At 70.5% G+C, this 19,410-nt stretch carries 14 protein-coding genes, 1 tRNA gene and 1 pseudogene; 14 read left to right on the top strand and 2 right to left on the bottom strand.

The features are described 5' to 3' along the window. Positions 1-99: 99 nt before the first annotated feature. Positions 100-627 carry a hypothetical protein gene (locus tag E0500_RS07895; protein WP_131560440.1) on the bottom strand — a complete coding sequence of 176 codons (528 nt, stop codon included), beginning with the start codon at positions 625-627 and terminating at the stop codon, positions 100-102. Between the two features lie 206 nt (positions 628-833). Here E0500_RS07895 and E0500_RS07890 point away from each other — a divergent pair, with 206 nt between their 5' ends. The 3 genes from E0500_RS07890 (at position 834) to E0500_RS07880 (ending at position 3,199) form a co-directional block, all read left to right on the top strand. Further along, positions 834-1,184: a metallopeptidase family protein gene (locus E0500_RS07890; RefSeq protein ID WP_131560439.1), complete on the top strand. Its 351-nt coding sequence runs from the start codon at positions 834-836 to the stop codon at positions 1,182-1,184. A 177-nt stretch (positions 1,185-1,361) separates the two neighbouring features. Continuing rightward, positions 1,362-3,017 carry a metallophosphoesterase gene (locus E0500_RS07885; RefSeq protein WP_131560437.1) on the top strand — a complete coding sequence of 552 codons (1,656 nt, stop codon included), beginning with the start codon at positions 1,362-1,364 and terminating at the stop codon, positions 3,015-3,017. A gap of 106 nt (positions 3,018-3,123) precedes the next feature. After that, positions 3,124-3,199: transfer RNA gene (locus tag E0500_RS07880), tRNA-Glu, on the top strand. Between the two features lie 55 nt (positions 3,200-3,254). Here E0500_RS07880 and E0500_RS07875 read toward each other — a convergent pair. Then, the gene (locus tag E0500_RS07875; protein WP_309505252.1) at positions 3,255-3,572 is read right to left on the bottom strand and encodes a hypothetical protein; all 318 of its coding nucleotides are present in this window, start codon (positions 3,570-3,572) and stop codon (positions 3,255-3,257) included. A gap of 78 nt (positions 3,573-3,650) precedes the next feature. Between E0500_RS07875 and E0500_RS07870 the strand changes: the two are divergent. The 11 genes and pseudogenes from E0500_RS07870 to asnB all read left to right on the top strand — a co-directional run bounded on the left by E0500_RS07870 (position 3,651) and on the right by asnB (position 19,407). Further along, positions 3,651-4,257 (top strand): annotated as a pseudogene (locus tag E0500_RS07870) (GntR family transcriptional regulator). A 271-nt stretch (positions 4,258-4,528) separates the two neighbouring features. Beyond that, positions 4,529-5,281, top strand: a complete 753-nt coding sequence (locus E0500_RS07865; protein ID WP_258572666.1) for a hypothetical protein — start codon at positions 4,529-4,531, stop codon at positions 5,279-5,281. Next, the gene (locus tag E0500_RS07860) at positions 5,268-7,004 is read left to right on the top strand and encodes a GH3 auxin-responsive promoter family protein (protein ID WP_131560435.1); all 1,737 of its coding nucleotides are present in this window, start codon (positions 5,268-5,270) and stop codon (positions 7,002-7,004) included. The genes E0500_RS07865 and E0500_RS07860 overlap by 14 nt, the downstream gene beginning before the upstream one ends. After that, complete coding sequence (locus E0500_RS07855; RefSeq protein WP_131560433.1) at positions 7,001-7,864, top strand: SAM-dependent methyltransferase; 864 nt, start codon at positions 7,001-7,003, stop codon at positions 7,862-7,864. The genes E0500_RS07860 and E0500_RS07855 overlap by 4 nt, the downstream gene beginning before the upstream one ends. Beyond that, positions 7,861-9,027: a hypothetical protein gene (locus E0500_RS07850; RefSeq protein ID WP_131560431.1), complete on the top strand. Its 1,167-nt coding sequence runs from the start codon at positions 7,861-7,863 to the stop codon at positions 9,025-9,027. The genes E0500_RS07855 and E0500_RS07850 overlap by 4 nt, the downstream gene beginning before the upstream one ends. Next, positions 9,024-9,764 (top strand): DUF6182 family protein, encoded by a 741-nt coding sequence (locus E0500_RS07845; protein WP_131560429.1) that lies wholly within the window; start codon positions 9,024-9,026, stop codon positions 9,762-9,764. The genes E0500_RS07850 and E0500_RS07845 overlap by 4 nt, the downstream gene beginning before the upstream one ends. Positions 9,765-10,114: 350 nt before the next feature. After that, positions 10,115-11,677 (top strand): acyl-CoA carboxylase subunit beta, encoded by a 1,563-nt coding sequence (locus E0500_RS07840; RefSeq protein ID WP_131560427.1) that lies wholly within the window; start codon positions 10,115-10,117, stop codon positions 11,675-11,677. Positions 11,678-12,186: 509 nt separating this feature from the next. Further along, positions 12,187-15,045, top strand: coding sequence for a LuxR family transcriptional regulator (locus E0500_RS07835; protein ID WP_131560425.1), 2,859 nt, complete (start codon positions 12,187-12,189; stop codon positions 15,043-15,045). Between the two features lie 335 nt (positions 15,046-15,380). Next, positions 15,381-17,039: an ACP S-malonyltransferase gene (gene fabD / locus E0500_RS07830; protein ID WP_131560424.1), complete on the top strand. Its 1,659-nt coding sequence runs from the start codon at positions 15,381-15,383 to the stop codon at positions 17,037-17,039. A 138-nt stretch (positions 17,040-17,177) separates the two neighbouring features. After that, positions 17,178-17,432, top strand: a complete 255-nt coding sequence (locus E0500_RS07825) for an acyl carrier protein (RefSeq protein WP_131560422.1) — start codon at positions 17,178-17,180, stop codon at positions 17,430-17,432. Positions 17,433-17,436: 4 nt separating this feature from the next. Then, positions 17,437-19,407, top strand: a complete 1,971-nt coding sequence (gene asnB, locus E0500_RS07820) for an asparagine synthase (glutamine-hydrolyzing) (protein ID WP_131560420.1) — start codon at positions 17,437-17,439, stop codon at positions 19,405-19,407. Positions 19,408-19,410: the final 3 nt, after the last annotated feature.

Genomic DNA, 19,410 nt, shown 5'->3' with positions numbered 1-19,410 from the left:
CGGCGGGCCGGGGCCACGAAGGCGATCCGGTGCCGCTCCCTCTCCGGGCGCCCAGGCATCCCTACCCACGGTCTCCGTGTGCCTCGGTCTCCCGCAGCCCTACGCCGCCGCTTCGCCCGCCCGTGGTGCCGGTTCGCGTTCCACCAGCTGCGTGCTCTGCTCGTGGGCCGAGGACGAGGGCTCCGGCGTGGAGGGTTCGGGGGCCGGGGACTCCGGTTCCTTCGTGGGCGGGGGCTGCTCCGGCGTGCGCGTGGGGGTCGGCTCGTCCTGCGGGGGCTCGGGCTTCTGCGGCCCGTCGTCCTTGCCGCCGCCCTTGTTGTCCTTCGCGGTCGCCCCGGGGGACGGCTTCCTGGTTCGGGAGGCGGAGGCCGAGGGGGACGACGACGCGGACTCGGACGTGTGGGGCCCGGCCGCCGAGCCCTTCTTCCCGCGCCCGCCCTGGTGGTCGGTGCCGCCACCGTCGGACCCCGCCGTCCCGCCGTCCGGCTCCTCGCCGCCCCGCTGCCGGGCCGAGTGCGAGGGCCCCGGCCTGGCCCCGTCGTCGTCGCCCACGCTCACACAGCCGGCGGCCGCGGCGAGGGTCATGACCGTGGCGGCCAGACGGACGGGTACGTACAAGGCGCGCACGGGCAGCCACCTCCGAGGGCGGGCGGGAGAAGTCAACCTGCCCAACTCCCGCCGCCCACAAGAGGACACGCGCCCCGGATGAGCGTGGCTCAGCCGTGACCGAGGGCGTACAGTACGCCGCCGCGCCCCCTGCTCCGCGAGCGACTCGCGGACGGCGGGCAACCCCGTCCCGCTCCCCCGGAGCGGCCGTCCGTGACAATGGCCGTGTGCTGGAGATGACGCGCGAGGCGTTCGAAGAGCTGGTGAGTGAAGCCCTGGACCAGATCCCGCCGGAGCTGACACGGGTCATGGACAACGTGGCCGTGTTCGTCGAGGACGAGCCTCCCGCGGACGACCCGGAGCTCCTGGGCCTGTACGAGGGGACCCCGCTGACCGAGCGCGGGGAGTGGTACGCCGGAGTGCTCCCGGACCGCATCACGATCTACATGGGCCCGACCCTGCGCTACTGCGAGACGGCGGAGGACGTGGTGCACGAGGTGGCCGTCACGGTCGTCCACGAGGTGGCGCACCACTTCGGCATCGACGACGAGCGGCTCCACGAGCTGGGCTGGGGCTGACCTGGGGCCGCCCGGCGCCCACAGGCCTCGAGAGCTGCACGACGAGACAGAGGACACAGCCGACACAGACGACACAGACGAGTCGGACGACGCAGACGAGTCGGACGAGACATTGGTCACCTCGGTCTCCACCATCAGCCCCGCATAGCCACCCCCGTAACCGGGCATACGGGATCAATGGCCCGCGTCCCCGCTCTCGCTGTCGCCGCCCTGCGGCGCGTACGGCAGTCGCCCGGCGCCCTGGTCGGTCAGTACCGGGCGCGCCGTTCGCACCCGACCGTCGAACTCGTCAACCAGCCCCACCCCTGGACCCGTGCCCTCGGCCTCGTCGCCGTGGTGCTGCTCGGCGCGTGGCTGGGCCTGCTGATCGTGGGGAACGTCCGCACGCCGGTCGGTCCCATGAACACCACGATGACCCTGCGTCCCTCGCTCGACGGCGGCACGAAGATCAACGTCTCGCCGCTCGGCGCGCTGGAGCTGCGCAGCCATGTCGCGCCCGTCCGCCTGGACGTGAACGTGGACCAGCTCGACCCGGTCCGCGCCCAGGCCCTGGTCGACCACCCCGAGCGGATCTCAGGCCTCCAGGACGAGATCGCGAGTGACGTCCGGCACGGCACGTTCGACCTGGCCCTGCGCTCCTGCGTGGCCGTGGTGTCGGGGGCCACCGCGCTCGGGCTCGCCGTCTACCGCCGCCCGCGCCGCGCCCTGGCCGCCGGCGGCCTCGCCCTGGGCCTGCTCACCGTGTCCGGCGGCACGGCCTTCGCCACCTGGAACCCGAACTCCGTCCTGGAGCCCAAGTTCTCCGGGCTGCTGTCCTCGGCGCCCTCCCTCGTCGGCAACGCGCGCAGCATCGTCACCGAGTTCGACGTCTACCAGAAGGAGCTGGCGCGCCTGGTGACGAACGTGACCAAGCTGTACGACGTCACGTCCACCCTCCCCGTGTACACCCCCGACCCGAGCACGATCCGGGTCCTGCACGTGTCGGACATCCACCTCAACCCGGCGAGCTGGAAGATCATCGCCTCGCTGGTCGAGCAGTACGACATCAACGTCATCGTCGACTCCGGCGACACCATGGACCACGGGACCGCGGCCGAGAACGGCTTCCTGGACCCGATCGCGAGCCTCGGGGCGCCGTACGTGTGGGTGCGCGGCAACCACGACTCGATGACCACCCAGCGCTATCTGGAGAACATGAAGAACGTGCACGTCCTGGACGAGGGCCGGGCGCTCTCGTTGGGCGGGCTGCGCTTCGCGGGCATGGGGGATCCCCAGTTCACTCCCGACCGCTCGGCGAAGCTCGGGGCCGCCCAGTCGGAGGAGCTGGCCGGTGCCCGGCTGGCGTCCGCGCTCCGGGATCAGGAGAAGGCGGGCAGGCCGGTGGACGTGGCGATCGCCCACAACCCGGACGCGGCCCGCCAGGCGGACGGCGAGGTACCGCTGGCGCTGGCGGGGCATCTCCACCACCAGGAGATGGAGGTCATGAAGTACGGCACACGGCTGCGCCTCGAGGGTTCGACGGGCGGCAGCGGGCTGCGGGCGGTGGAGGGCGAGTACCCCGACCCCATCGAGGCCTCGGTCCTCTACCTCGACCGGGAGACCCGCCGCCTCCAGGCCTGGGACGAGATCAAACTGGGCGGCCTGGGCCTGACGACGGCCGAGGTCAGCCGTCACCTTCCGGAGGAGAACCAGCCCGGGGCGACTCCGTCACCCACTCCGTCTCCCAGCCTGTCCTCGACCCGGTCCCCGGGTTCGTCCCCGGGTTCGCCGCCGGGCCTGTCGCCGAGTTCGGCTTCGCGTCCGTCCGGCAGTCCGTCGCCCACAGGGCGGTGAGGGCCGGTCGCCTACCGGGACCCAAAACGGTTTTGGCGAACCCTCCTCGCATCGCCTATGCTTCTCACGTCCCCGACGCGCTGCAAAGCGCCCAGGTGGGCCGATAGCCCTCATCGTCTAGCGGCCTAGGACGCCGCCCTTTCAAGGCGGTAGCACGGGTTCGAATCCCGTTGGGGGCACCAAATGCGCTGCGTCAGCAGCGCTTTCTTTTTCCCATGCCGCTGCCGGTGCACGCTTCTAACCGAAGCGTGCACCGGCAGCGAGCTGTGTGGGTGGTGTGGGCTGTCCGGGCGGTGCCGGCGGTCGGGCCCCGGCCTTCTCGTTCACCTGGGTGACTGGCGCGGCCATCCGCGCGGCCCGGGTCCTGGGGCCGAAGACCGCCAGGGTGACCACGCCGAGGATCCAGGCGCCGGCGATGAAGTGGGCAGGTCGGTGGCGCGGAAGAAGGGCCCGCGCGAGGTGCCGCCCCGCAGGAACCAGCAGGGGATCGCGGTCTGACCGCCGCGCGGGCGGGGTGCGCACCGCCTCGGGCGCCGCCGTCTCGGGCTGCTCCATCGCTTCCCCTCGGTCTTCCGCACTCGGGTGTGTCCCGGAGGGCACGGCACGACAACCTGGGCGCTCGCGTCGGGGGACATGGTGCCGGGCCGGCGGCTCATCGAGCAGGAGCTGTCCGACACCTTCCAAGCGACGCGCAGCTCCGTTCGCGAGGCGTTGCAGGACCTCGCCGCCGAAGGGCTCGTCGAGCTGATCCCGCGCCGGGGCGCCCTGGTCCGGGTGATCTCGGTGGAGGAGGCCATCCAGATCACCGAGTGCCGGGCCTCCCTGGAGGGTCTGTGCGCCGCCCGGGCGGCACAGCTCGCCACCGAGGAGGAGCGGGAGGCGCTGCGGGAGATCGGCGTCCGGATGCGCGAGGCGGTCGGCGACGGCGCCCTCGACACGTACTCCCTGCCTCAACCGCCGGCTGCACGAGTCCATCGCGCGCATCAGCGGCCAGAAGGTGGCCGAGGGGCTGCTCGACCGTCTGAACGCGCGGATGGTGCGCTACCAGTTCCGGCTCTCCCTGCGCCCGGGCCGCCCCACGCGCTCGCTCCCCCAGCACCTGGAGATCATCGACGCGATCGGCGCGGGCGACGCCCCCGCCGTCGAGGCCGCGGCCCGCGCCCACCTGGACAGCGTCATCGCCGAATGGCGGGCCGCACCCGACCGCCCGGAACCCGCGACCGGCCCGGCGGCCCCGTAAGCCGGCCACCGGCCGGGGGCACCTGTACGGCAATTACCACCCCGTCGGCACGGCGCAACCCAACACGCCGAGTACCGGCCCCTCAAATGACGGGGTTCGGTGACCGCGCAGGTAGGGGGCACTACGGGTTGAGACCACCACCGTCCAACTGTCACTAATAGTGGTCTCGGGTCGTCACCGGCTCGCGCCGAGAACGGTCCGATGTCCGATCACTCGGGCCGTGCCGGCCGGCCTGCTGCGCCAGTTCAGAGAGAAGGACGGTGGACGCCGTATGACTGAACCCCCCACTGGCCACGGCGTGACGGTGAGTCCGTTACGCCGCGTCACCGAAGCACACCGCGTCCAGTCGTCGGCCGGCACGAGCACGCAGGGCCTGGCGGACCGGGCGACGCCACCGTTCTCCGTCGTGCTGGGCACCGACTACGCGGGCAAGTCCGCCGCGCTGAAGGAACTCGCCGGACGCGCCGGCGGCGTGCGGATCGTCTCCGCCGACGAGGAACTGCTCGACCCCGGGCACTCGTTGATCGCCCGGCTGCGTCGCGGACTGGTGGGCGACGTGATGCCCGCCCTGCACCACGACTACTCGGCCGACTTCATGCTGACGATGTTGCAGACGGCCGTGCTGCACCTGAGGGACAGCATCACGCGCAGTCCTGCCGGCGCCCCCGTCCTGGTGGATTCCTACTACTACAAGATGCTCGCCAAGTGCCGTCTCACCGGGCTGGACGAGCACCCGTTGTTCGACTGGTGGCGGTCCTTCCCGCGGCCCCAGCAGGTCATCTTCCTGGAGGTGTCCGCCGAGACGGCCTGGCGGCGCTGCGGCGAGGGCCGCGATCTCAACCCGCTGGAGCACTACGGACAGCACGGCGACCGCGCGTCCTTCGAGAGCTTCCAGGCCGACCTCAACGAGGCGCTGCGGGAAGAGGTCCGTTCCCTGCCCGTCTCGTTCATCGGCGAACAGGACCAGGTGTCCACCGTCGCGCAGGAGATCCAGGAGGTGCTCGGCGTCCATGAACTTGTCTGAGGAGTGGGCGGACCCCGACCGTGTCCGCCGCTACCGGCGGCGGGTCTTCGGCGAGCGCGAGGAGATCGTCGCCGCACTGGCCGACGCTCGGGAGGAGCAGCAGCGTGTGCTGCGTGAACTCACGGAGTTCAACGCGGGCACCGAGTACGGACGCGCCCACGGCTTCGACTCGGTCCGCGATCTGAGCGACCTCCGCAAGGCCGTCCCGATCAACGACTACGCCGCCCTGGGGCCGTCCATCGAACGGATGGCGGCCGGCGAGAGCAACGTGCTCAGCGCCGACGATCCCGCCGTGTACTTCACCAGCAGCGGCACGACCGGCGCGCACAAGAAGGTCCCGGTCACCCCGAGCTTCATGCGGCGCACCTTCTTTCCGTTCTACTACGCCGCCTGGGCCCCGCTCATCGAACACTTCCCCGACGTGCTCGCCCGCCCGGACGCCGTGCTCAACCTGAAGCACGATCCCCTGAGCGCTCCGCCCACCACCGCCTCGGGACGGCCGCATGTAGGGGCCAGCCAGGTCGACTTCGGTGCGAAGTTCGGTGAGCCGCTGTCGGCCGAACCCGGCACGGGTGCGCCCTGGGGCACCCTGCCGGTGCCCGTCGAGGCGCACGAGCACCTGGAGAAGGCGTACCTGCGGCTGCGCCTGGCGGTCACCAGCGACGTACGCTGCGTCATCGGGATCAACCCGGCCATGGTCGCCGCCCTGCCGTACCAACTCCGGTTGTGGTGGCCACGGTTGGTGAAGGAGATCCACGACGGCACGCTCGGCGGTCTGCACCGCACCGACCCCGATCCCGAGCGGGCGCGGGAACTGGAGCGCCTCGCCCACCACTTCGGCACGATCCGCCCGGCCCACGTCTGGCCGCACATGCGGGCGCTGTTCTGCTGGACGACCGGCATGGCGTCGCTCTATCTGCCGCGACTGCGCGAGGAGTTCGGCCCCGGCGTGGCCACGCTGCCCGCGCCGGTCGCGGCCTCGGAAGGGCCGGTGGGCGTCGCGCTCGACCGGCACACCTCGGCCTGCTCGCTCACCGTGGGCGCCTCGGTGTACGAGTTCCTGGACGCCGCCGACGACATCAGGCCCGACGCCGAGACGCTGGCGTGGGACGAGCTGGAGGCGGGACGTGACTACCACGTCGTCTTCAGCCACATCGGCGGGCTGTACCGCTACGCGGTGGGTGACGTGGTCCGTGTGGTGGACCGCGTCGACGGAGTGCCGCGGGTCGAGTACGCCGGGCGCGCCACCCGGTCGGACGCCGCCGGGGAACGCCTGCGGGACGCGCAGGTGCTCCGGGCGCTGGCCGCGGTGGCCCGGAGCACGGGCCTCGATGTGCGCAACGCCGCCTGCCGGGTCGTGGGTGCGGACGGCAGCGCGCCGCCGGACGGCAGTACACCGTCGTACGGCAGTACGCCGTCGTACGAGTTCGCGCTGGCACCGTACGGGGCGTGGTCGCCCGCGGAGACCACGCGCTTCGCCGCGCTGCTCGACACCGCGATCGGCGGTGAGTCGGGCGACTACCGCACGGCACGCTCCGAGGGGCGTCTGGGTGCCCTGACGGTGGGCCTGCTGGACGAGGACGCGTTCCTGGCGGACTGGCACACGGCCGTCGCCACCGGCATCCGGCCGACCCAGGTGAAGGACCGGCTCTTCCGGCAGGACCCGGCACTGTGGGAACGACTGACCGGCGCCGCACGGCCCGTCGGGGAAGGACAGGCATGACGAACACCCTGGACGCCGTTGAGCAGACGTCCCTGCTGACGGCCGCTCTGCGCGCGGCGGAGACGAGCCGCGAGGACCGGCTCTTCGACGACCCCTACGCCGCCCGGCTGGCGGGGGACGCGGGAATGGCGCTGCTGCGGGAGATACGCGAGACCACGTTCCCGCGCGACGGGGAACGCACCGTGCCCAGCACCCCCGACTACAACGCCATCCGCACCCGCTTCCTGGACGACCTCCTCCAGGGTGCGGCCCGCGCCGGCGCCACTCCGCAGGTCGTGCTCGCTCCCGCCGGAATGGACTCGCGGGCCTACCGCATGCGGTGGCCCGACGGCACGCGCTTCTTCGAGCTCGACCGGCCCGCCGTGCTGGCCTACAAGGAGGAGCAGCTGCGGTCCGAGCAGCCGCGGGTCGACCGGCGGGCCGTGGCGCTCGACCTCACCCGGCCCGGTTGGCAGGACGGACTCCTCGCGGCCGGATACGACCCGGACCGCCCCTCCGTCTGGCTTCTGGAGGGCCTGCTCTACTACGTCGGCCAGGAGGACGCCCACCGCCTGCTGGACCAGGTGGCGGCCCTCATGGCGCCGGGCAGCCGGATCGCCGCGGACCTCGTCAACGCGGCGGCGCTGACGCTGCCGGACGTCCAGGCGCTCCTGGACGTGTTCGCCGGCTGGGGCTGCCCATGGGTGTTCGGTACGGACGAGCCCGAAGCGCTGTTCGACGCGCACGGCTTCCAGGTGGAGGCGGTACAGCCCGGCGACCCGGACGCCGACTACGGCCGCTGGCCGGACCCGGTGCCCGCGCGCTCCGTGACGGGCGTGCGGCGGGTGTTCTTCGTCCACGGGCGGAAACGGCCGGCATGAACGGCACCCTGACCGCACAGGACCCGGCCGTCGCCGCGCAGGGGCGCCGGCCGGGCAGGCCCCGTGTGCTGCTGGCGCCGATCACCGTCACCCCGTCCAAGCCGCTCACCCCCAGCCATCTCAAGGGCCTGCTGTGGACCGATGTGATGTACCGGGCCAGCAGCGGGCTGGCCGACGTCACCTATCGCTACAGCCCCACCACCTATCACCTGACCGAGCAGACGCTGGGTTTCTGGGAGTACCTCGACCGTACGGTCGGGGACGCCGACTACTCCGGGCTGTCGGAGGAGCAGGTCGGTGAGATGTACGTCGGTTACCGGGCGCGGCAGGAGAAGGCCGGCGCTGCGGCCCTGCGCCCCTACGCCGAGGCGGTGGAGGCGCACGGCTGGGTGCACCCGGCGGGCGCCCGGGTCCTGGAGCTCTGGGCGGCGCACTACGCGCGCCTCGGCATGCACGACCCCGGGCTGCTGGCGCACCAGCCGCCCGCTCTCGACGCCGAGGAGTCGGTCGAGCGGCTGTCCGCCCTGGGGTTCTGCCTGGATCTGCGCGCCTGCGGGGGGCCCGTGTACCTGGACGCCACCCGGTACGGTCTGCCGCTGCGCCAGATCGTCGACTCCCACGGCCGCCCCAACTACCTGGCCTGCATGATGCGCGAACTCCTGCCGCTGGCCCCGTCCTTCGACGAGGTCGTCCTGCTGTACGACCGGGAGCTGGAGGCCGACTACCACCTGGTGGAACGCGTGCTGGTGGCCACCGGCACCACCGTACGCCGTGTCGTTCTCGGCCGTGTCCCGATCGACGGCCGGATCCGGTCCGCGCGCCACGGCGGCTGGCAGGGGCACACGGTCGATGCCCTCCTGGACGAGGTGGGCGAAGGGTGTGATGAGGCGGTGCTGCGTCTCGGTATGCGCCTGTACTTCATAGCGGTGCTCGGTACGGGCCAGCAGCAGTCGTTCCGCAAGGACGTACTGCGCCAGAGCCTGACCCGTGCCACCCGGCTGCTGTCGGACGGCCGGAGCCCCGACCGGGCCGCCGTGCCGGAAGTGCTGGCCCGCCACCGCAAGGACCATCTGCACGTCAACCCCTACCGTCTGACGGCCGGCCTGCTGGCCAGGCACCGCCCCGCTCCACCCCGGGACCTCCTGGAGGCGGTCTACCTGTGATCATCTCCCAGCAGCTGCTGCGTGCCGAGAACGCCCGGCGCATCCGTGACGTCCGGCCCGAGCTGGCCGCGCGGGTCGATCTGCTGACCGACGAGGGACTGCTGGCGGCGCGCGAGGAGGTGGCGGCGGCGAGCGAGGATCCCAAGGTGCTGGCGGTCTGCGTGCTGCGCGGCTTCGACCTGCCCGCCTGGCTCGGGGAGACGTACGCCTTCGCCCGCCGGGTCGGTCACGAGGCGGCGGCAGCGTGGCGCCACGACTTCACGCGCACCGTCTTCCTGGCCGGTAACCCGGCCAACCTGCGCGAGCGGTTCGACTTCGACCATGTCGCCGACGACGGCTCGGCCGCCTGGCTCGGTCCGGCGCCCGCCGAACACAGCACGGCCCTGCGCCGCCTGCTCAAACTGTTCCCCGTCACCGCCGAGCTGCCCGCCCTGCCCGGTACGGTCGTCGAACTGCCCGCGGACGGCCCTGCCGGTGACCGTGCCCCGGTGCACCGCGAGCTGTACCTGGCCACGGCCGGCCTGACGATCGCCGCGTGTCTGGTCCACCTGCACCATCTGGTGAGCGAGGCTGTCCTCGACGGCCTCCTGGGCCCCGGCGATCGGCTGACGCTGCGGCCGGTCCCGCACCTGGTCGGGGTCACGGGCCCCTTCGCGGCCCTGCGCGTCGGCACAGTCGGCACATCGCACGGGCAGTCCCACCAGCTACGCGCCTACGCGGCCCTCAGCGCCGAGTAGGCGAACGGCCTGACGGCGTGCCCTTGGTTTCTTCTTGCGCCTCTTTCCGGTCGATCGCGCCGTAAGCGTCGCGTGCCGCGCCGGGCGCCCTTTCAAACCTGTACGGAATTGAAAAGCAGGCCAACCTGTGGCGACGCGCCGTTACTTGAGGCCCCGGGATTTCGGTGCGGTGTCGAATCCCCGAGGAGATTGAGGGGGTCTCAGGGGATGAACAGGGGCCGTGGTGATTTCTACGATTGCCGTGTCCGGCCGGGTCGTAGGAATTTCCGAACCTCGATGTCGAATGCCTGAAGTACCGCAAGTACCCCCGCACAGCCGACTGATTCGGGCAGATTCGGAGGGATCGCAGCATGCAGGTCGCGCACGATTTCCCCAGCCGCGTCGCGGAGCTTCGCTCCATTCGGGAGGAGGTCCGCCGCGGCCCCAGTGAGAAGGCGACCGAGGCCCAGCACGCCAAAGGCAAGCTGACCGCCCGCGAGCGGATCGAATTGCTGCTGGACGAGGGTTCGTTCAACGAGGTGGAACCCCTTCGGCGGCATCGGGCGACCGGGTTCGGCCTGGAAGACCGCAAACCGTACACGGACGGTGTCGTCACGGGCTGGGGGACGGTGTACGGAAGGGCAGTCTTTGTGTACGCCCACGACTTCCGTGTCTTCGGCGGTGCCCTCGGCGAGGCCCACGCGCAGAAGATCCACAAGATCATGGACATGGCCCTCACGGCGGGCGCGCCGATCGTGTCCCTGAACGACGGTGCGGGCGCCCGGATCCAGGAGGGCGTCTCGGCGCTCGCCGGCTACGGCGGGATCTTCCGGCGCAGCACGAGGGCTTCCGGGGTCGTCCCGCAGATATCGGTGATGCTGGGACCGTGCGCCGGGGGCGCCGCCTACGCCCCCGCCCTGACGGACTTCGTGTTCATGGTCCGTGGGACCTCGCAGATGTTCATCACGGGCCCCGACGTGGTCCGTGCGGTGACCGGGGAGGAGATCTCGCACGACGGCCTTGGCGGAGCGGACGTGCACGCCGGGACGAGCGGCGTGGCGCACTTCGTGTACGACGACGAGGAGACCTGCCTCGAAGAGGTCCGCTATCTGCTGTCGCTGCTGCCGGGCAACAACCGCGAGAACCCGCCGGCCGTCGAGGCGGACGACCCGGCGGGCCGGCGGTGCGAGGCCCTGCTCGACCTGGTGCCGGCCGACGGCGGCCGCGCCTACGACATGCGCGAGATCATCACGGAACTCGTCGACGACGGCGACTACTTGGAGATCCACGAGCGCTGGGCCACCAACATCGTCGTCGCCCTGGCCCGGCTCGGCGGCCGTGTGGTCGGCGTCGTCGCCAGTCAGCCCGCCTCGCTGGCCGGAGTCCTGGACATCAAGGCCTCGGAGAAGGCCGCCCGGTTCGTGCAGATGTGCGATGCCTTCAATATTCCGCTGGTCACCCTGGTCGACGTACCCGGATTCCTACCCGGAGTGAGCCAGGAGCACGACGGCATCATCCGGCACGGCGCCAAACTGCTGTACGCCTACTGCAACGCCACGGTGCCCCGGATCTCGGTCACCCTGAGGAAGGCGTACGGCGGTGCCTACATCGTGATGGACTCCCAGTCGATCGGCGCCGACCTCGCGTTCGCCTGGCCGACGAACGAGATCGCCGTGATGGGTGCGGAAGGCGCCGCGAACGTCATCTTCAGGCGCCGGATCGCGGAAGCTCCCGACCCGGAGGCGATGCGGGCACGGCTGGTCAAGGAGTACAGGACCGAGCTGATGCACCCGTACTACGCGGCCGAGCGCGGGCTGCTCGACGATGTGATCGACCCCACCGAGACCCGTGAGGTACTGATCCGCTCCCTGGACATGCTGCACAGCAAGCATGCGGACCTCCCGCTTCGGAAGCACGGAAACCCGCCCCAGTGACGCGGTGATCCGTCCGGCCCGCCCCCTGGGGAGCCCCTAGGGACCCCTGACCTGTCGTCCAGGGGTCTCAAGGCGCACTCGTCCGGATAGAGAAACAGTCATGACCAGCCTGTGCGCGATGAGGAGCGGCTGCCTGCCGACCGCCGACGACCCGCCAACGCCACCTGGTGTGGTGACTGGTCGTACCATCCGTCCCCCTACTGTCGTGACGTCGCGAGGCTCGGGCCCGGCGCCGAGGCCGACGAGCCGCGGGACCTTCTCCCCCGGCGTTCCCCTGACGTAAAAACCGCGCCACAGGTTCATTGGGGTGTCAAAAAAACATTCCCACCGAACTTTAAGCGGAAGGTGATGTACCGTGAGTCCCATCGGGATTCCTCGGGTCGCTTGCGAATGATCGGCGACGCAGTAGCCTGAGGAGAAGGGGGAGTGCCGAAACGGTCGCCGTGGTATCACACGGCAGGACCGGAGTGGAATGTCGCCCGACTGAGAAAGATGGCTGTAATTTGCTGGTGGATCACGACGAGGCCCTGCAGTTGGTTTGGGACGACATTCTAAATCCCGGTCGTAAGGGGGGTGGAATAGCCGTCGTCAGGGGATTTACGGGATCGGGTAAGACCACCCTCCTCAACCGGCTCGCCGAGCGGGCCGGTGGGGCGGGAATGGTCACCCTGTACGCCACCGGGTGCCCGGGCGAGCAGCGGTCTCCGCTGAGCGTCATCGAGCAGTGGTTCAGCGGGTGCGCCGAGGCTCGCGACGGCGTTGCGGCCCAGCTGAGCTCCCTCCTCGCGGAGCACGGGGAAGCCACGTCGGGCTCGCCGGGCCGCGACGAGGAGCTTCTCGTGCGGCAGGCGCAGGCCCTTGTCGGCGACACTCTGCGAGACCTCGCCGAGCAGGGCCCCGTGGTGGCCGTCGTGGATGACGCACACTACAGTGACGCCGCCTCAATAAAAGTCCTGGGCTTTCTGAGCAATCGGCTCCGTCGGCGAAAAGTGTTCCTCGTGCTGACCGACCGGACGGATCAGGGCAAGGAATACCGAACCTTACGGGCCGCCATTATGAGGAATGCTCGTCCGCTGGTTCTTCAGCTCACGCACCTCACGCATCGGAGTGCGGCGCAACTCCTTCACAGATTAGCGGGACACCGATTTTCCGAGGATTACGTCAAGGGTTCTCTGGAAATAAGCGGAGGGAACCCACGCCTGGTGTCGGCGATCGCGTACGACTCCAAATATGTGCATCGGGATGTTCCTCCCGAGAAATGGACTCCCGTTCTGGGGGCCGCATTCCGAGAGACGGTCTCCCTCCTGATCTCCGCGCATCGGCCGGAGAGCGTCGAGACGGTCGCCCGTGCCCTGGCGGCGCTCGGCGACGTCCCGTCGCCGGACCTGCTCAGCGCGCTGAGCGGGGTCGAGCCGGTGAAGGTCGTGGCGGCTCTGGACCTGCTGGAGGACAGCGGCCTGGTGACCGGCGGACGCTTTCGGCATCCGGTGATGCAGGCGGCCGTCTGGGAGGACACCGGTTTCACCGGCCGCGCCGAACTGAGCAGGAGCGCCGCCCGGCTGCTCTACGAGTCCGGGGCGCCGTCCCTCGACGTCGCCCGGTGCATCACCGCGACGGGAACCGTCACGGCCGACTGGGAGGTCTCCGTCCTGCGCGAGGCCGCCAGGCAGGCGAAGGCCGAGGGACGGTGGCACAAGGCCGTCGAACTGATGGAGTCGGCGCACGGCTTCAAGGGCGGCGCGGACGATCACACCGAACTGCTCATGGCGGTCACCCGGGCCAAATGGCAGGTGGACGCCTATGTGGCCGCGCGTCATCTGGCCGACCTGGTGACCGCCGCACGCGAGGGCCGGCTGCGGGACCGTGACCTCATGCTGCTGGCGCAGATGCTCGTCTGGCACGGGCGCCTCGACGAGGCGGGAACAGTACTGCGGCTGCTGCGGGACCGAGCCGGCGAGAGTCCGGAGACGGCCACCGAACTGGCCGTCGTCGAAAAACTGTTGAGCCTGTTCTTCACCGGTCTGCGAGGAGCGGACACGGAGGGGTCGCCCGCACCGGACACGGCCTCGTGGCAGGTGTTGTGCCGGACCGCTCCGCCCTGGCCGCAGGCGGTTCTCACCACGCCCGACCTGATGCGGACCAAGGCGGACGGCCTGTATCGCGCCATCGTCGGTCAGTTGGCGTCGGCCTTCTTCGCGTCGGGAGACGCGGTCGCCCAGACGGCGGACATCACCCACTACCACTTCTGCTTCCTCCTGATGCGCCACGTCAGCGCCACCTGGCCGGCCATGCCGCAGATCGACGGAGTCTCCGCGGAGCACTTCGAGCGTCTGAGCCCCTTTCAAGAGTCCCTGCTCCGAGGTCTGCAAGCGGCAGGTTTCTTCGCCCAGGGAAGGCTGGAGGAGGCCGAGGCCCATGCCCGGGTCGCGCTCGAACGGCCGCAGGCCTGGGGAGTGGCCGTCGGTCTGCCGCTGAGCGTCCTGATCCTCGCGCTGATCCGGCGCGGGAAGCCGGCCGAGGTGGCCGACGTCCTGAACATCCCGGTGCCCCCGGCGATGCTGGAGTCGCACTTCGGCAGGGTGTATCTGAACGCCCGAGGGCAGTACCACCTCGCCACGAACAACGCCTACGCGGCGCTCCGTGACTTCCTCGCCTGTGGCGAGGCCGAGCAGCAGGGAGGCTACCCTCCGGTGCCGTCCTGCCCGTGGCAGGCCGGCATCGCCGAGGCGTATCTGCTCCTGGACCGGAAGGACGAGGCGGTCCGGATGGCGGAGGAGGCGATCGCCACGGCAGGCGCCGACCTGGCCCGGCTGAAGGCCCAGGCACTGCGCGTCCTGGCGCTGACGCGGCCCGTCGAGCGGCGAGGGGGACCGCTGCGCGAGGCCATGAGCCTGCTGGAGGAATCCGGTGACCCTGTTGAACTTGCCTATGTCATGGATGAGTTGGGTCAGGTCCACTACGCACTCGGACATGCGGAGACCGGTCGTTCCCTGATGCGGCGGGCTCTGCGTATGGCGAGGGCAGGCGGTTTCGAGGGCGCTCTGAAACGGAGCCTGAGGGAAACGTCCGGTATGGAGTCCGTGATCCCCAGCCCGGCCGTCAGGGTCGCGCCCCCACCGGTACTGGGCACCCGGGCCGGTCAGGAGTCCGAGGCGAGCGAGGCGTTCAGCGCCCTGAGCCCGGCCGAACAGCGCGTCGCCTGGCTGGCCAGCATTGGTTACAGCAATCGTGAGATAGCTTCCAAGCTATTTGTCACCGTGAGCACAATCGAGCAGCATCTCACCCGGATATACCGGAAACTCAAGGTCAAGCGGCGGGAGGATCTCGCGGCGGCCTGCCCCGTACCAGCGGACGTGGCCTTGTTGTAAGGGGCCCCAGGCCCTTGTCGTAAGGGTCCCCAGATCTTCTCTTCGGTGCGCCGGGTGTCGTACGTATTTCGTCGCGACACCCGGCGCACCGTTTTTGTGCACCTCGTCTTCCCCACCCCTCATCGCATGGCCGAAGGTGTTGGGAAGAGGGGGTTGTCGGGGTGAGGTAGGGGTGGCCCGGCATTCGCTCCGGTAAATAGAGTTCAAGTCAGTTCAAGCCTCGGCGCGATGCAAAGCCCGGTAAGGCAAGCCTCACACATCGTAGAGCGCCGCATCACGGAAACTCAATTCGGCAGGATGGTTATGGCTCGAATACGGGAAGAAGCGGTATCCGAATGATGGCCTCGACCGCCGGAGCGCCCTGTGTGCTCTTCCCCGGGCAGGGGTCCCAGGCCAGGGGCATGGGTTCGGGCCTCTTCGACCGCTTCCCCGGGACGACGTCACTCGCCAACGACGTCCTCGGCTACGACCTCCCCCGGCTCTGCCTTCAGGACCCGGAGGGAAGGCTCGACGACACCCGCTTCACACAGCCCGCCCTGTACGTCGTCAACGCGCTGTCCTACCGGGATTCCCTGGAGCGGGGGGAGCCCGAGGCCGAGTACCTGCTGGGGCACAGCCTCGGTGAGTACAACGCCCTGCACGCCGCGGGAGTCTTCGACTTCGAGACCGGTCTGAAGCTCGTCATCAAGCGGGGCGAACTCATGGCCCGCGCCTCCGACGGGGCGATGCTCGCGGTCGTCGGGATGAGCGAGAGCGAGCTGCGGGCCTTCCTCGCCGAGGAGAGCCTGGCCCGGCTCGACATCGCCAACCTCAACACCGGTACCCAGACCGTGCTCTCCGGCGCCCGGGACGAGATCGAACGGGCCCACCGTCTGCTCGGCGAGCGCTCGGTCAGAGCCGTCCCGCTGAAGGTGTCGGCAGCGTTCCACTCCCGGTTCATGGCTCCCGCCCGCGACGAGTTCCACGCGTTCCTCAAGGGCTTCCGCTTCTCCCCGCCGCGGGCCACGGTGATCGCCAACCTCACCGCGCGGCCGTACGACGCGGAGGTCCCCGGGACCCTGAGTGAGCAGATCGCCGCACCGGTGCGATGGGCCGAGAGCGTCCGGTACCTGCTGGAGCGCACCTCCGTCGAGGACTGTCGTGAGGCCGGCGACGGCAGCGTCCTGACCCGCATGGTCCGGCAGATCGCCGCGGAGGCCGGCTCGCGTGCCGGTGGGCGACCGTCGACGGCCGTCGCGCCCCGGAGGCACACCGAGCCGGACACGGAGCCGCACACACCCGGGGCCCGGCCGCTCCTGTTCTGCGTCGCCTACGCCGGCGGCGACGAACGCGCCTACGCCCCCTTGACGGAGCACTGCCGCGACATCGAGCTGGTGGCGCTGGAGCGGCCCGGCCGCGGACGGCGGGCCGGTGAACCGCTGCTGCGGGAGCCCGCCGCCATCGTCGACGACCTGTTCGCCCAGCTGCGAGGCCGCCTCGGCGCACCGGACACGCCGGACACCCCGTACGCCCTCTACGGGCACAGTCTCGGTGCCCGGCTGGCGTTCCTGCTCTGCCGGCGGCTGCGCGCGGAGGGCCTGCCCCCGCCGGTGCACCTGTTCGTCTCCGGGGAGAGTGGCCCGGCGATCCCGAGCCGGGAGCGCGACACCTGGCGGCTGCCGGACGAGGCCTTTCGGGACCATCTGAAGCAACTCGGTGGTATCCCGGCGGAGTTGTGGGAGTACGGCGACCTGATGGCGTTCTACGAGCGCGTCCTGCGGGCCGACTTCACCGCCCTAGGCGCCTGCGAGCACATGGCCGAGCCGCCGCTGGACATCCCCGTCACCGCGATGGCAGGCGAGGACGAGTGGTTCAGCCGGGCCGACATCGACGCCTGGCAGCGGGAGACCACCCGGCCGCTGACCGTGCACTGGTTCCCGGGCGACCACTTCTTCATCCGGACCCAGTGGCCCGCGCTGGCCCGGATCGTCACCTCCGGGCTCGCGGCTGCCTAGGGCCCTGGCCCGGCACCCGAGCGGAGCGCGGCCGCGCGGCGGGCCCGCACGGCGAACAGTCCACGTACACGGCGTGCCTCGTGCCCGCCCGGACGAACCGATGGCACCAGACGAACCGACGGCAGGGGACAGCGAACCATGCAGCAGGAAATCAGGACGTACATGGAAGAGCAGTTCATGTTCGAGTTCGACTCGGAGATCACGGAGGACACCGACCTGTTCAAGGCGGGCGTCCTCGACTCGTTCGGCTATGTCTCGCTGATGGCGCACATCGAGCAGCACTACGGCGTGCGGATCGGCGAGGAGGGTCTCCTCGACAACGTCAGGGTCTCGCTGTCCGGCATCGTCGAACTGGTCGAGGCGGCGCGCGAGCGGACCGCCGGGAGCCGGTGACCCCATGTGCGGCATCGCCGGCTTCTACCGCAGCGCCCTGCCCCCGCTGGAGTACCCGGACCTGATCCACGGCATGCTCGCCCAGATCGAGCACCGAGGCCCCGACGAGGCGGGCTGCTTCCTCGACGACCGGCTCGCCATGGGCACCGTGCGGCTGAGCATCATCGACCTGTCCACCGGCTCCCAGCCCATCGGCAGCCCCGACGGCCGCTACTGGCTCTGCTACAACGGCGAGCTCTACAACTACCGGGAACTGCGCGACGACCTGACCGCCCGCGGCTTCGCGTTCCGCACCGAGTCCGACACCGAGGTCGTCCTGGCCGCCTGGGCGACGTGGGGGCACGACTGTCTGCCGCGGTTCAACGGCGCCTTCGCGTTCGCGGTCTACGACACCGTCTCCGGCGAACTGCACCTGGTCCGCGACCGTTTCGGCAAGCGGCCGCTGTTCGTGGCCCGGCACGGGGGCGCGTGGCTGTTCGCCTCCGAGATGAAGGCGTTCCTGGCCTACCCCGGCTTCCGGTTCGAGTTCGACGAACAGCAACTGTCGTCCGTCTTCGCCACCTGGACCCCGCTGCCGGGGCAGAGCGGCTACCGCGGGATCGAGCAGATCCCGATGGGCGAGTACCTGTCCGTCCGCGGCGACGAGGTCCGGCGGGGCCGCTGGGCCACGCTCGACCTGACCCCCGGCCCGGCACCGCGGAGCGAGCGGGAGGCCGTCGAGCTGGTCCGGGCGGAACTTGAGGCCGCCGTCGACGTACGGCTGCGCAGCGACGTCGAGGTCGGGGTGTTCGCGTCCGGTGGACTGGACTCGTCGATCATCGCCCACCTCGCCGCACAGCGCACGGACCGTCAACTACGCACTTTCTCGGTGGAGTTCGAGGACGCCGAGTTCGACGAGTCGGCCGAGCAGAACGAGCTGGCGGCACGCCTGGGGACCCGCCACTCCACCGTGCGCGTGGCCGACTCCGACATCGTCGAGGCCTTCCCCGACGCGGTCCGGCACGCCGAGGTGCCCGTCTTCCGCACCGCCTTCGTACCGATGTACCTGCTGGCCCGCCATGTGCGCGGCGAAGGCGTCAAGGTCGTCCTCAGCGGTGAGGGCGCCGACGAGGCGTTCCTCGGCTACGGGATCTTCAAGGACACCCGGCTGCTCGCCGAATGGCACACGCTGGACAACGACGCACGGCTGAGCCGGCTGAGCCGTGTCTACCCCTACCTGCGCCACCTCAGCGGCGAGGACGGCCACCGCCGGATGCTCGGCCTGTACCAGCAGTTCACCGAGGAGAGCCTGCCCGGACTGTTCTCGCACCAGATGCGGTTCCAGAACGGCCGGTTCGCCGTCCGCCTGCTCAGGAACGCGGGCGATCCGTTCGCCGCGGCCCGGCAGCTCGTGGCCCAGGAGCCCGGGTACGCGGAGCTGTCCCCGGTGCACAAGGCGCAGTGGCTGGAGTTCAGGACCCTGCTCAGCGGCTACCTGCTGTCCACCCAGGGCGAGCGGATGACCCTGGCGCACGGTGTGGAGAACCGCTGCCCCTTCCTCGACCCCGCCGTGCTCCGCCGCGCCGCCTCGCTCAACCTGCGGTTCGGCGATCCGGACGACGAGAAGTACCTGCTCAAGCGCGCCTACGAAGACGTATTGCCGGAACGGATCGTGAAGAAGGGGAAGTTCCCCTACCGCGCCCCCGACAGCGCGGCGTTCGTGCGGTCCCGCCCGGACTACCGGGACATCCTCACCGATCCCGGCACCCTCGACGACATCGGCGTGCTCGACACGCGTTTCGTCCGGAGGTTCACCGACCGGGTCTTCGAGGGCCCTCCGGAGCGGATCGGCACCAAGGAGAACCAGGCGTTCGTCCTCCTGGCCTCGACGGTCTGGCTCCACCACTGGTACGTGCGCGGGCTCGCCCGCCGCGACGCTCCGCTCGGTGTCCCCCTGCACGTCGTCGACCGGCGCGGCAGCGCCCTGTCGGCCTGAACG

This window comes from Streptomyces sp. KM273126, assembly GCF_004337435.2.
In the GTDB taxonomy this organism is placed as follows: Bacteria; Actinomycetota; Actinomycetes; order Streptomycetales; family Streptomycetaceae; genus Streptomyces; species Streptomyces acidicola.
This window is presented reverse-complemented; position numbering and strand designations above follow the sequence as displayed.